Annotated in this window: 13 protein-coding genes; 8 read left to right on the plus strand and 5 right to left on the minus strand. The window is 34.2% G+C overall.

Annotation, left to right across the window (positions count from 1 at the left end; translation table 11 throughout):
* Positions 1–257: 257 nt before the first annotated feature.
* From WAA20_RS06180 to WAA20_RS06205, 6 genes are all read left to right on the plus strand, one after another.
* Entirely contained in the window at positions 258–473 is a 216-nt protein-coding gene (locus WAA20_RS06180; RefSeq protein WP_073384775.1) for a helix-turn-helix transcriptional regulator, read from the plus strand.
* On the plus strand, positions 473–1,921 hold the full coding sequence (locus WAA20_RS06185) for a hypothetical protein (protein ID WP_073384774.1): 1,449 nt from the start codon (positions 473–475) through the stop codon (positions 1,919–1,921). Before WAA20_RS06180 ends, WAA20_RS06185 begins: the two co-directional genes overlap by 1 nt.
* 295 nt (positions 1,922–2,216) lie before the next feature.
* Positions 2,217–2,411, plus strand: coding sequence for a hypothetical protein (locus WAA20_RS06190; RefSeq protein WP_139263571.1), 195 nt, complete (start codon positions 2,217–2,219; stop codon positions 2,409–2,411).
* 4 nt (positions 2,412–2,415) lie between these two features.
* Positions 2,416–3,360, plus strand: a complete 945-nt coding sequence (locus tag WAA20_RS06195) for a hypothetical protein (protein ID WP_073384772.1) — start codon at positions 2,416–2,418, stop codon at positions 3,358–3,360.
* 3 nt (positions 3,361–3,363) lie between these two features.
* The gene (locus WAA20_RS06200; protein ID WP_073384771.1) at positions 3,364–3,855 is read left to right on the plus strand and encodes a hypothetical protein; all 492 of its coding nucleotides are present in this window, start codon (positions 3,364–3,366) and stop codon (positions 3,853–3,855) included.
* Complete coding sequence (locus WAA20_RS06205; RefSeq protein WP_073384770.1) at positions 3,842–5,857, plus strand: hypothetical protein; 2,016 nt, start codon at positions 3,842–3,844, stop codon at positions 5,855–5,857. The genes WAA20_RS06200 and WAA20_RS06205 overlap by 14 nt, the downstream gene beginning before the upstream one ends.
* Positions 5,858–5,991: 134 nt before the next feature.
* Here the strand turns inward: WAA20_RS06205 and WAA20_RS06210 are convergent, their stop codons facing one another.
* From WAA20_RS06210 to WAA20_RS06230, 5 genes are all read right to left on the minus strand, one after another.
* Positions 5,992–6,660 carry an RloB domain-containing protein gene (locus tag WAA20_RS06210; RefSeq protein ID WP_073384769.1) on the minus strand — a complete coding sequence of 223 codons (669 nt, stop codon included), beginning with the start codon at positions 6,658–6,660 and terminating at the stop codon, positions 5,992–5,994.
* Positions 6,661–6,664: 4 nt separating this feature from the next.
* Positions 6,665–7,969: an ATP/GTP-binding protein gene (locus WAA20_RS06215; RefSeq protein ID WP_073384768.1), complete on the minus strand. Its 1,305-nt coding sequence runs from the start codon at positions 7,967–7,969 to the stop codon at positions 6,665–6,667.
* Positions 7,970–8,217: 248 nt separating this feature from the next.
* Positions 8,218–8,784 (minus strand): hypothetical protein, encoded by a 567-nt coding sequence (locus tag WAA20_RS06220; protein ID WP_073384767.1) that lies wholly within the window; start codon positions 8,782–8,784, stop codon positions 8,218–8,220.
* 490 nt (positions 8,785–9,274) lie between these two features.
* Entirely contained in the window at positions 9,275–9,592 is a 318-nt protein-coding gene (locus WAA20_RS06225; protein ID WP_073384766.1) for a hypothetical protein, read from the minus strand.
* The gene (locus WAA20_RS06230; RefSeq protein ID WP_073384765.1) at positions 9,589–9,810 is read right to left on the minus strand and encodes a helix-turn-helix transcriptional regulator; all 222 of its coding nucleotides are present in this window, start codon (positions 9,808–9,810) and stop codon (positions 9,589–9,591) included. Before WAA20_RS06230 ends, WAA20_RS06225 begins: the two co-directional genes overlap by 4 nt.
* Positions 9,811–10,247: 437 nt before the next feature.
* Here WAA20_RS06230 and WAA20_RS06235 point away from each other — a divergent pair, with 437 nt between their 5' ends.
* Both WAA20_RS06235 and lanM read left to right on the plus strand, forming a co-directional pair.
* On the plus strand, positions 10,248–10,964 hold the full coding sequence (locus WAA20_RS06235; protein ID WP_073384764.1) for a LytTR family DNA-binding domain-containing protein: 717 nt from the start codon (positions 10,248–10,250) through the stop codon (positions 10,962–10,964).
* A 200-nt stretch (positions 10,965–11,164) separates the two neighbouring features.
* Positions 11,165–14,149 carry a type 2 lanthipeptide synthetase LanM gene (gene lanM / locus WAA20_RS06240; RefSeq protein WP_073384763.1) on the plus strand — a complete coding sequence of 995 codons (2,985 nt, stop codon included), beginning with the start codon at positions 11,165–11,167 and terminating at the stop codon, positions 14,147–14,149.
* Positions 14,150–14,168 lie beyond the last annotated feature (19 nt).

Genomic DNA, 14,168 nt, shown 5'->3' on the forward strand with positions numbered 1-14,168 from the left:
GCAGAATGGTAGGAGCTGAACTGAAAGAAGAAATAAGAAAGCTTCGCGTAAACGAAGTTGACCAAGTGATTTCGATATGATTATTTGGAGGGCATATAGGCTCATCCGGGAAATAGATGCGAAAAAGTTCGAGGCTTGTCAGAGGTGACAGGCCTTTTTTGTACATTTTTTGTGCATTCGATTGAAAAATCATAGGGAAATGGTATGCTATTAATTATACAATTCGTATAACAAGTGCTTTTGCTAGGAGTAAGATAATGGTCAGAAACAATATTGAAGTGGACGTGAAAGTAAAGTGTATTGAACAAGGGAAGACGCAAGCAAAGCTGGCGGAAGAGATTGACACCACCAAAACCTATGTGAATCGAGTGATCAAGAAAAATGAAAGTGTGGTCAATAATACCTTCGTTAAGATGATGGAGGCACTGGGGTATGATATTGAATTACAATATGTTGAGAGGGATGTTAATTGATGGAAAACGATTTGGTATTAAAGGATTTGTCATATATAGAGATATTAAAGAATTTTTCATTAGAAAGTAAAATGCTTGTATGCCAAAAATACGCAAGTAGGATTATGGATATTTCAGAAGTGAGTATGAGTCGGGCATTGAAAGAAAATATTATGCCTTGGGAATTGGAGACTTTTGCGATGTTTGCAATAGTCTATAATGATGATTCTTCTACGGAGCTTATTACCAGTGATGTATTTGCGAAAGTTATTACTGTTTTAAGAAATTATTGGCATCCTGAGTTAACAATTGCGGAACAGAATGGAACTTATCCAGAAGTTTTCTTTATGATATCAGCAATTCAACAGTTTCCTACCCAAGGGTTAGCATTACAAAAACTATTCAGATATGCGTATATCTTTGGCTTTGAAAATGATAAAGTGAGCTTTCGAAAACTATTCTACGATACATTTTCGACAGAGTATAAAGCATTTGATAAATTCGCATTTGCTGTATACATTTCGTTCTGTAATGGAACTGGAATTGACGAAGCTGAAAGAGCAAGATTACTGCAGATTGCATTATCAGATAATAAAGTGATGACAGCTCTTCAGATAAATAAAGAGGCCTATCTCGAAAGGGTGAGAGAAACATATAAGGACACTATAACGGATTATTACTATGGATTAAAGGTTCAGTATCTTTGGCCAATAATTGGAGGAGAGGAATATAATTATATTCCTCTTCCATATTTGATGATCAATGCGGTGACCGAATCATTACTTCAACGCCTTACCATGAGCAATAATGCATTAAGAAATAGTTTTGGGAAAGAAGTATTAGAGAAATATCTGTATGATATATACTCTGAGGTTTCTACAGTTACGTGGATTAGTCCTGAGATTGAGTATAAAATCGGAAAGGACGATAAACGAACTTCGGATGTGCTAGTTGCAGAGAATGATTATTGTGTATTTTATGATACGAAAGCGCTTTCTCCAAGTTTAAAAGTAAGAAAATTTGATCAGTACGAAATAGATAAGAATATAAAGCTATATTCTGACGCTATTATTGAGATCTATATCCAAGTGAATAACTATATTAATGGACATTACTCACTAGACAAACCATATGAAAAACATAAAATATTTGGTGTTGTGGTAGTATGGGATGATTCATACGTTTCAAGAAAAGCGGTATATGACGAGGTGTTCTTTTCAAAAGATTTATCAGAAGAGGAAAGACAGTATATTCATAGTCATATAAAAATAGTGTCTTTGCGTCAGATTGAACATATGGTCTTACAAAATACAAGCTTCCTTGTTTCCTTAAAACAACAGGTTAGCAATCCCGAAGAGTGGGATGATATGAATTATGTTAAGGCAACTACTGAAAATGGTATTATTTCTTGTTATGAAAAATATGTTAGTGATTTAAAGACAAGAGTAAAAGATATGGTTAGTGAATGATTTCTGTGATTCAGAGGAACTGTGAAATTGAGTTTGGTTTGTTTAAAAAATATGTATTTAAGCCAATCAAATGATGGATCTTCTGAATGTTTCGTAGAAATGTTCTTATCACATTGGGGATAATGTCATGAACGGAAATTGTATTTTGTTTTTTTGTGCAGTTCTATAACAGGGTAATTATTATGACATAAAGCATTGTATGATAAGATTATATTTGAGGTGGATTTATTACGGATGTATAACGAATAGATGATTATATTACAGTAAAATCGGCCATTAAGTAGGAAAGTTGGAATTGAGAAAAATCGTAGATAAAGAAATAATAGATGAAGCATTATATTGGGGTGCTTATCAAGTTCGAATAATAAAGAAATATTCATTATGTAATTTAGTAAAAATTGTATTAATCGATACAAATAAGCAAATAGTGGTTGATCAGGATGCTATTTTATCGCATAAAGAAAAATCAATTAGATTGTTGAGAAGGTGACAAGATGCTGGATTTTATTGAGCCATATTTAAATGGCGATGAATGGGAAAATCTTTGTACTGCATGCTATAGATTAAGATACAAAAATGAGGGCTTTCAGTCTATTCCCGCCGCATATTGCGGAGATGGAGGAATAGAAGGTTTTACACAGTCGGGAATTGTGTATCAATGCTATTGCCCTGAAAAACAGTATGCTGATGATGAATTATATGAACACCTAAGAAATAAGCTATCGAAAGATATATCAAAATTTATTAATCCTGACTATTCAAGGACTCTTAAGAGCTTAGGCGTTAGAAATGTTCATGAGTGGCATTTGGTTGTGCCAGAATATAAAGATAAGCGAATTTTACAACATGCTGAAGCTAAAAGAAAAGAAGTATTGGAATATAAAAAGACACATGAGGATCAATGTGATTATATATGCGATGACTTCGTTATTTTAATTAAAATAATAGATGATTTTAAGGTTGAAATATCTACAACAGTACGTGCAAATTTAGGAGTGAAGCTGGATTTCACAGTATTGAAAAAAGATGAAATTGACTGGAGCAAATGTGATAGTGAAAAAGTAGCAAACGTAAGCAGAAAAGTAAAAGCGGTGATGGGCTGCGATGATGAAGATGATGATTACAAAGAACTTTTACATACTTTCCTGGAATCATATGTTACGGGCATTGAACTTTTAGAAAAGCTAAGGAATGATGATATTGATACATATGAAAATATTATGGCATTAGAACAGTCATACAAAAAAGAGGTATCATTGAAAACGAGAATGAATACTGATAGCGGAATGAACCAAAAATTGTTTAATGATATTATGGATGAATTTCAAAGGAAACTTGAGGGGAATTTTCCGTATATTTCAGCTGCTTCTATTGGTGAACTTAAGTTAGACCTAATAAGTAGTTGGCTTGCTGATTGTTCGATGCAATTTAGAAGGTAAGGTATGAGTAAAGAATTACATGAATTAACTCAAAATGGAATAATATTTGATATGAAGCCTGATGCTATTCCGTACAACTATAGAATAAGTTACAAAGTATCATTACTTTGCATGATTCTAAAAATGTGTGGAGGCAGACGAGGGTGCTCGCTTGTGAAAATTCATATTCTCTTTAGTGTGCTAGAAAATGACAAGGAATTAGGTGATTTGCGAAAATTTATACATCAGCATGGGAAGATGGATTTATGTGTACATTTTAATCCGAGTGTTAATAGGGCACTGGAGTATTCAATGGCTTACAAATTAGTAACTCAGCAGGTAAATGGTAGATATAAATTATTGCCTAAAGGGAGATTATTAGTTGATAAAATAATGCGAGATTATTGTTTGCTTATGGAGGAAAAAAATGTATTAGACGATATTTCTATTAATTTGACAGAAGAGATGATATCTGAGATGCACGAAAGGTGGCAGATACTTAATGATGAAGATTAACAGATTATTGATAAAAATTACCGCGACCAACAAAACGTATACATTTGATAAGGAATTTAAGACCGGTCTTAACCTTATTGCTAGTGATGATAATACCAAAGGAAAGAGTTCAATACTTGCGGGAATATATTATGCACTTGGTTTTGAAGAAATAATAGGTGGTATAAATGAAAAGGTTTTGACATCTGTATATAAGACTAAAATTCAAGATGAAAAAAGAAGCTGGAATGTATTATCTTCCGCAGTATATCTTGAAATAAATAATGGAAATGACACCGTTACACTTTACCGCTCGGCTAAGGATGAGAGAAGAGATACCAGGCTGGTAACTGTGTTTTTTTCAGGTATAAATATGATAAATGATGATGGCACTGGATTTGAAGATTATTATGTGCATATGCCCAATGCAGCTACAAACGAAAAAGGGTTTCACACCTTTTTGGAAAAATTTATTGGTGCTGAATTGCCTATGGTTCCAGCTTCGGATGGAAAAGATAGAAAGTTGTATCTTCAATTAGTATTTGCTGCGTTGTTTATTGAACAAAAAAAGGGATGGTCTTCTATATATGCTGGAATACCGTATCTTGGGATAAGAGACCCCAAAAAAAGGGTTACAGAATACTTGCTAAACTTGCATACATTTGAAAATGAGAGAAAAAGAAGTGAAATATTAAATCGAGAAAGGTATCAGACCGAACGATGGACGTCCATGTATAAGCTATTGTTGGTAGAAGAGGCTAAGGCGCAATGCAGAGTTGATACCATACCATCAAAACCCGAAATATTGCCGTCAAATTTTGTCGAAAAAACAATTATAAAGAGATCTGTTGGTAAAGAAATAAGTATAGATGATTGGATTAAAGAATTAGAGAGAGAGCATGAGATACTTGAAACAAAGCGCCCACGGATAGTAGATAATTATGAGCAATTGCAGACAGAATTACAGTCTGTAGAAGCTGAACTCGCAGATATAGATACGGAAGAGAAAGATTTATGTGCAGAGTTGTCAGGGTGCAGAAGAAAAGTTAAAACTGCACAAGATAATTTATGGATTCTAAATAATGACATTAAGAATAATAAAGATGCCAAAAGACTTCAAGATTTGGGTAGTGATAAGGAAATAGAAGTGTTTGGAGAAAAATGCCCAGTCTGTGGACAAAAAATACATGACTCTTTGCTTCCGATACAGCATGATACCTTTGTTATGAGTTTTGATGAAAGTATCAATCATTTGAAAGCTCAAAAAGAAATGATAGTTTTTTGGGCTAGTCATTATAAGGAGCGGATCAAAAAACTAGAGGAAGCTATTGAGTCGTTAAGAAGTAGAAAAATAACTCTTTTAAGATTGGCGAAATCATTACGTAGAGATGTGTATTCTGTGGACGATGATTATTCGGAGACTATTATATATAAAAGGATTGAAATTGAGAGGCATATTGAAATACTTAATGAATTTAAAATACAGATCAATAGTGTTTTGAATGATTTTGTAAAAGCAAGCAATGAGTGGAATGATTTGCAGAAAGAAAAGAGTATGCTGCCTCAAGAAGTATGTGATCAAGACGATATAAATACTATACGTGAATTCAAAGATAGATTTGTAGAAAATCTTAAAGCGTATAACTATACGAGCGTAGATAATCTTTTGAATATTGATATTTCTAAGGACAATTATATGCCGGTAATAGATGATTTTGATATGAAGTTTGATTCTTCAGCAAGTGATAATATTAGAGCTATTTGGGCATATACTATGGCTTTGGCGCAAACATCAAAGACAGTAAAAGCCAATTGGCCGGGGATTATGATTTTTGATGAACCTGGTCAGCATAGCATTGGTGCTGAAGATATGAAATCATTTTTTATAAACTCAATAAATATGGCAAATGAAGAACAGATAATAGTAGGAATTACGTTAAATAGTGAGGATATTAAGCGGGTGGTAGATTCGCTGCAAAATAAAATCAATTTTATTCACATAGAAGATAGAGCTTTTGCTTAAAACATTTCTTTGGTACATATTAAACTGATAGAAGTATTGTACGTTTGTTTTTTCTAGGGTAAATGCTCCTATATAAATATCAGTGGATTACCAGTTTTGATAATCCGCTGATATTTTGCGCTATAGTGATTTTGCTATTGGCTTTTATCTTTTAGATGGTATAGATATTCAATCCCCTCATGAACATTGGAAAAAGTCTGGTCAGTGATGAAAAGCTTGCGATCACGTTCATCGTTCTTAATCAGAATATCTTCCACCTCATCCTCAAGCCGTTTTAGACTCCAAATTCCGTTTTTTACAGCGGTAGGATAGTTCCGGGCAATTTCGTATATGCTAGCAGTATCGCCCTTTTTATAATTTGTGCAGTGCTTTTTCTTCAGATCGTTAAGGACTCGCTCTTTGTCCGCAGGACTTATGATTTGTGGAGCTGTCTGTTCGTAGTGGAGCATGAAGTAGTATTCAATGCATCCTTTTGTCATCAGCAGCCGGATATTTGACCGCTTGCATATTTTTCTAAGTTTACGGATGGTGGCATAGTATTCATCCCATTTCCCACGCAATTCTGGCTCGGTGTCAAATACGAACCATATTTCATCCACCAATGCAGTGTCATCGGCGTATATTCCGGATGTGCTAAAAGCCTTTTTGGCTGCATCAAATACGCCTTTCTGCGGATTCACAGTAAGGTTCAGGTGCTCGTGAAACTCATTTCGCATGAATTTCATATAGGCTTCTTCGCTTTCGCCTTCCCAAAAAACAATAATGTAAGGCTTCCGTTCTCTGGTATTTGTTTTCCTGGCCATAATCCTATCCCTCCATTACATAAGGGATTGCCCCATACTTACCTACAAGATAAGCCTTACCGATTCTTTCGTCGTTGCGTGGCGAAAATTCTGCTAAGGAATACAACTCAGTTGCTCCTGTCCGATTATTCTTATCAACAAAATAGTACTGATCCCGGCGCAATAATTCACGATTAAGTATATCTGTACTGTGAGTCGTGAATATTAGCTGTGCGCCAGTCGATTGCTTCTGATTTTGAAACCGGTTGAGAATATATTCTACCAGAATAGGATGCAAGCGGTTTTCTATCTCATCAACAATAAAAATCCCGCCTTCACGTAGAGCCTGTTCTATAGCCATAGATCTAGCCATCAATTTGATGGTGCCGTCTGATTCATCCATCAAGGAAAGCGGATAATCTCTTTCATTGCCATTGTTATCTATTCCCCGGTGCATGGAAGTTGCTTTTAACTCGCTTACCTTCAACATTCCACCATTTCCATCAGCGTCAATGTTCAGATTTTTTCTAAACTGTTCTAAGGCTTTTTTTAATTGGGGAATTTGTTCGGGAGCCACTTTCAATCCAAGATCATCAAGAGATGCAATTTCATGGCTGTTAAATTCAAATTCCATGTTAGATATTCCAATGTCGGCAATTTTTGCAATATTGACAATGGATTGGAGCATCTGTTTGTCTTCTCCATAATCAAGTATACTTCGGCCTATATCGGAATAATCCCTGGAAAAGAAAACTTTTGAGCGAAACCATTTCATGGCGGAAATGCATGGTTGATAATTCATGGTGCAGGACACTGCAAAGAACAGCTGATTTGGAGCAACTGCTTTTTGAATCATTTCCTTCATCTTCTTTTCATTATTGGCCGGATAAACGAAATCCTGACCTGTTCTGGAAAAGACTTTGGAAATCTGCCCTTTGGGAGCCCAGTTCAGATGTTCTTCCGTGATTGCGGTTCTTGTGGCTGAAAAACCATACTGATACCAAATTCCATCACATTCATACTCGAAATCAAAACTAGTTGGTAAGTCTTTTGAAACATCATCCAGGGCAAATGGAGTGACAGGAATCTCGGCAGTTTCTATCTGAGTCATTTGAGCATTTCTGATAAACTGAACAGCAACCCACATGGCTCTGATGACATTGCTTTTGCCTCCGCCGTTCTTGCCATTAATGGATATTACAGGCAGATAATTATTGCTCTTATATTTGATAAGGCATTCTCTATGGTCTTTCAGACCAACTGCTTCGAGATCAAGGACAGCTTCTTCCTTGATGGATCTATAATTTTTTACCTTGAATCGCATAAGCATGGCTTATCACCTCCAATTTTATATTATACACATTATTAGAATTTATTCAAGGCAAAAATGTGAAAAAATCGAAAATAACGCCAAAATTAAATAATATGGAGCTATTTCATTCCCGGTTCTGTTATTATATACAACTAGACGAAAACAAGCGTCGTGCTACCATGCATATCAACCGAAGCCCGGTGAATAGGTTGAGGTTGACTGGGCTGGTGATACAGCCGAACTTGTTGACCCGTAAACTGACGAAATTACTGAAGCATGGCAGCATCTCTTTCAGAAGAAAGGTACCTGTTTATTGTAGCGTGGACAATATAATCATCGAGGACATCATAAGCCAAGGATGCGAGAGCCTGAGTGAATTTTACATCCGGATTATGCGAATTGAAGAGTTCACCAAACTCATCAAAGTTCTTTTTTGAATTGGGAAGTTCAAATCTGGAACCATCAATAGCATAGATATGGAAACCATGCCATAGCTTACGAATAGTGAGATTATTATAAAAAGTATCAACAGAGATATTGAACAGTTCCTTAAAAAGAATAGGATTGATCCATTGTCTGGCATATGAAATTGCCTGCTTACTGATTTTTTTCGGAAAGGTAGTAAATGAGCAGAATTCACGTCTGATGTTTGTAAGGTTTGTAGCCATAGAAGCCTTGCTTGAGAAAAACGGATACATAATTATGTGAAGCATGGATAGTAAACGATTTCTGACATAATGATTACTTGCCTTGAACAGATCAAGGCGAGATGGGGTTGGCAGGTAGTCTTTGATTGTCTGGATGATCAGACTACTGATTTCATTCTTTGTCATAATGAACACCTCCAAAATTTGAATTGATGTTCCGGATGCGAACGGAAACAGATCCCTTTTTTTAAGGCCGCGAAGCGGCAAATTTTGGATTTTGTCAACCCCTTTTATAAAATAATTACGAAAATTTTAATTAAAAAACGCCCGAAAAATAAAGGATTTCGGGCGTTGATAGATTATTAACAATTTGTTGAGGCATATAGATTAAGGAGTTAGGCACGTTTTCTTAAATGTTAAGATGTGTTAAATCCAGTGTTTATGCGGATTTACAGCTAAATTTGACCACATTGATACCGTGTACTGTTAATAATCTGTGAACTATTATTCTCAAATCTTCTCCAGTCCATCTATCCGTTAATATATGGAGGACGGAGGTGGGTATCTATTAGGGTGGTTTAAAGTATTCGAAAAATAGAACCAAGTTGTTTTTTTCAACAATTTAATCCTAGTTTTTTATGTTAAATATGCTTTATTCTTTGCTGGATATTGTTTATCAAAGCTTGTGGTCAAAATAAATAATTCCAACCCATTCCATGAGGTTATGCAAGCCAAAATATAGAAGCCCCAAAAGGGCGACTCTTTTTAGCATGATAGGGTATTCTTGAATAGATGGGATTATCATGCATATGAATATAGCGATAATCAGCCCCCAATTTGATATTTCAGCAATTCTTTTAGCGTGAAGAAGAACATTTTTCCAACGTTCATCATCTTTATATTTGACCTGCTTTACAGCTCTGTAGATGTACATTCCTAGAGTAAAGACTAAAGCCAAAATAGTAAGAATAAGAAAAAGAAGTTGATTGCTCATTGTTTGATAGCCTCCATTTCAATAACTTTGTCCAAATAATAAAGTTGTTCAATTGTTACATCAAATATCTTAGCGATTTTGTAGGCAAGAACTAAAGATGGATTGTATTTACCATTCTCAAGAGAAATAATAGTTCTTGATGACACATCGACTAGATTAGCCAGTTCAACTTGTGTCATGTTTTTGGCATTTCGAAGCTCTTTTATTTGATTTTTCATTAGACCTCCTTGAGTATAGTAGTTCATCATGTACATGAAACATCGTTCACATGAAGCGTACTTCACATGAAGGTAATTTCATGCTAACACAAGAATAGTTATATGTCAATAGTTATTTGAGAAAATCCGCATTTAATCAAAATAGACCATAACATCATGAGTGTACTGAAAGAGAGGGCAATTGCATGTACCGGATGCATAGATGAACGATGAACTTATACTCAATAAATATTGTTACAGCTATTGTTATGGTAGAAAAAAGTGATAAATTCGCACACTAAGGATAATTCAGTAATTTACTGGAAGGAATAGCTAAATACTGTGGCAATGATTGATAATTTATTGTTGATTTGGCATAATTATGACAACAATTATACATATGTAACTACGGAATCAAAAGTGTTTATTTTTTGCTCATAAGATTTGGAGAGAAGATGATGATTAAAATAGCAATATGTGATGATTCTAAATTTATACGTGGAGATATTAAAAAGAGAATTTTGGAGTATTCTCTTAAAAAGAACATTGAATACACGATTAATGAGTACGATTCTGGAGAAAAGTTGATTGATTCCAATGAGAAGTATGATCTGATTTTTATGGATTATGAATTTGAAAACAATGGTGATAATGGGATTGAGATTGCCAAGAAGATACGATTATATGATAAGAATTCAGCGTTAGTTTTCGTTACAAGTTATCCATCAATTGTATTTGATACATTTGAGGTGGGTACATTTCGCTTCCTGACAAAACCTATTGACAAGAAGAAGTTTTTTGATGTTCTAAACGCTTTTATAAAAGACATAGAAGCAGATAATGTATTAAAAATAAGGTTAGATGGAGAAAACTATTTTTTTAAGGAAAGTATTATATCCTACATTGAAGGCATGGGTAAAAATTGTATTTTACATTTTTGTGATGGCCGACAGGAAATGGAATGTCATGAAACACTTGGAGCAATTGAGGGACGTCTGTCTGCTCACAAATTTTACAGATGCTACAAATCTTTTCTTATAAATCTAGCTCAGGTTGAATCGTATAATCATGATGAAGTTACTTTGAGCACCGGAGATAAACTTACAATTAGCAGACTAAAATATAAAGACTTCAACAAAACATATTTAAGCTACATCGTTAAGACGAGAACATGATGAATACGATATGCTTATTGTATTTGTTGGAAAATGATAAAGATTATAGTTATAAAAAAGGAATTAATTGTAAACAAAATGCAGTTAGTTCCTTTTTTTATTATGTTTACTCCGAATTACGCTAATGGTAAGAACTAAATTGATAATATATGTAATGTAAATAAGATTGATTACAAAAATAGATGTGAAGGGAATTAGTCATGAATGTGATCATTGACAATGCAAGAACGATTCAGGAGAAAAGCAAGTACTATACTGCTGAAAAACAAGTTGATTATGCTGAATTGGCTGAATGGAGAAAGGCTAAAACACTTTTATCGGATAAATATTTTTCTGAAATGTTATCCCTGTGCAATATGACAAAGGAACAATTCGCATATTCTGTACAAAATCTTGATGATGAATATATGGAAGGCGATGAGTGGTATAACCTCTTCTGTTCAATTTTGGAAGAGTTTGATTATGAAAACATCGATTATAAAGCAGGTGTAAACCATGTCACATTGCCATTTTGCAAATATTTTAGCCAAAAGGTGAAGAGTGTTGTTTCTGAATTAACAAAACTAACAGTTGCAGAAAATGTAATTGAGGCGTTTATTACTTCTCATGCGATAGAAATGTTTAACGTTGTTGGAAAGCTGGTAGCTGTAAAGCTGGCTACGTTCAAAGATGCATATTCGTTTGCTTCCGAAAACCAAAATGAGCAGTTTGAGGAGTTCTTGGAAAAAAGCTTTTATTCTAAAGAAAAATTCTATGAATTCTATGCAGAGTATCCTGTTGCAGCAAGAGTTGCAACGATTAGAACGAATTTTTTTGTAAAGAATTATTCGGAATTGTTAAAAAGAATAGATAAAGATTATGAGGAAATATGCAGATTTTTAAATAAAAAAGATTTAAGCCTTACTGATATAAAGCTTTCTTCGGGTGATTCGCATGGAGGAGGTAATTCTGTTTCTGTGTTGATATTTGATGGAAAGAAACTGGTATATAAACCTAAAAATTTAGATATCAGTTTGGCATTTGAAGAATTTACTAGGTGGTGTAGCGAAAAGTCAGGGCTTTTGGATGTAATCATTCCCAAGGGAATATATAGGAAAGACTATTGCTATAACGAATTCATAGAATCGGCGTATTGCACAAGTGAGGAGCAGATAGAGAGATTTTATACTAGATTCGGTTATTTAATAGCAATATGTTACTTGCTAAATATTAATGATTTACATTTGGAAAATGTTATTGCATGTGGTGAATATCCTATAATTATTGACTTGGAGACACTGTTTCAGGCAGAAACGCAAGTAGAAGGAGATTCGGTATTTTGGGACCTCTTCAATTATCTTGAAACAAAGTCTGTTGCTAATTCTTTTCTTCTTCCAAGACAGGCACATATAGGATTGTCAGATACAGTAGATCTTAGTGCTTTAAATGGGAGAGAGACAGAAGTTGAAACTAAAATTCTTGTTCCGAAGAATGTTAATACTTCAGATTTTCATTATGAGAAAGAAGCCAGTAAATTTCTTGGTGGAAAAAATATTCCTCAAATCGGTGAGAAAAGTGAAGCAGATGTTAAAAGGTACAACTTTTACATTTATGAGGGTTTTACAGAATTTATAGAGTTTGTTTTTTGTAACAAAGCTGAATGTATTGAGAAGATCAGTATCTTTAAGGGGAATAAAATTCGTTTTCTCGCTAAATCGACTGAAAAATATGCATCAATGATAAGATATGCGAACCATCCTAATTATAATCGGAAAATGAAGTATAGAGAAAGACTGATGATGAATGTGTGGGCATATCCGTACCGGGATAAACGTATTGTTAAGAGCGAGATAGGAGATATGCTTTTCAATGATATTCCGATTTTTTTCTCTTATGTTGATTCAAGAGATTTAATAGATAGTCAAGGAAATATATATAAAGATTATCATAATAAATCTGGCTATGATTTAGCTGTTGAGAAAATATCATCGTTAACTGAAGAAGAGATTTTGAGACAGCAAGGAATTCTATTATTGGCATTAGATATTCCAAATCCATATTTAAATATGAAGGTCGCAAGAAGATGCTTATTAAAGAATACTCGTAAGGTGGATTGTTTTAGGCAGGCTGAAAAAATAATACATCAGTTATCGTCAGAACAATATATCAGAAAAGATAGGTGTTCATTTATTAATCTTGATTGTGACTCTGAAAAGAAATGGAAGCTGATACCAATGGATGCCTCATTGTATGGTGGATTAAGTGGTGTGGCCATTCTGTTTTTGCAAATGTATATATGTACTGGGGATGGCCTTTATTTAGGGAAGTATAAAGAAACAATTAATACAGCTATAGAACAAACGAAGAACACCATGTTTGAAAGTGCATTTACTGGTTGGCTATCCCCGATTTATCCAATGATTCTTGAAAAAAGATACCTTGGTACAATTGAGAATGAAGATTTTATTAGATTTTCTTCAGAGAAACTAAGAGGATTAAGTGATGAAGATATAACGGGAATAAAGGGTAATGATTATATTTCTGGATTAGCAGGCATTTTAAGGTTGTTTGTGCTGATGGAAGAAGTGCTTGGAGACGAATATGTGGATAGGACTCTAATAGATAAATTTGGAAGAGAGTTGCTAAAACGCATCAAGAATCCAGATGTATTTAATAAAGCAGGGATTGCACATGGTATCAGTGGAATTGTTTATGGCTTATTCTCTTCTAAGGTTATATCAAACGAATTGGCAAAGAAAATGCTAAAAAAAGAAATGCAGATAAGTGTAAAAAATAAGGACAACTATAAATGGTGTTGGGGATTGTCCGGAATGATTCAGGCTAGGTTGGCGCTTCGAAAAATTGAGGAAAAATGTGTTGATGATAGTGAAATTGCTGGTCTTATTGAAAAATTCGAAAAACTTTTAGATAAAACTGTTAGTAATGATACATTATGCCATGGAAACGGAAGTGTTATTACTACCATGAAAATGATATATGAATACTCAGGAGAAAGTAAATGGCTAAAGAAGATGGAAGAATGGTTGTCAGATATATATTCGAAGTCCTTATATGAAGGATATGATTTGCCGCATATTGCAGGAATTACGTCTAAAGGCTTATTTGACGGATATGTTGGGATAGCATGGATGTATATGTATTTAGCAAAACACATTGATAATGTTCTCTTGCTTGAAGTCAATTAAGAATGTGTACAGTTCTTTT

Source organism: Butyrivibrio fibrisolvens, assembly GCF_037113525.1.
GTDB lineage: Bacteria > Bacillota > Clostridia > Lachnospirales > Lachnospiraceae > Butyrivibrio > Butyrivibrio fibrisolvens.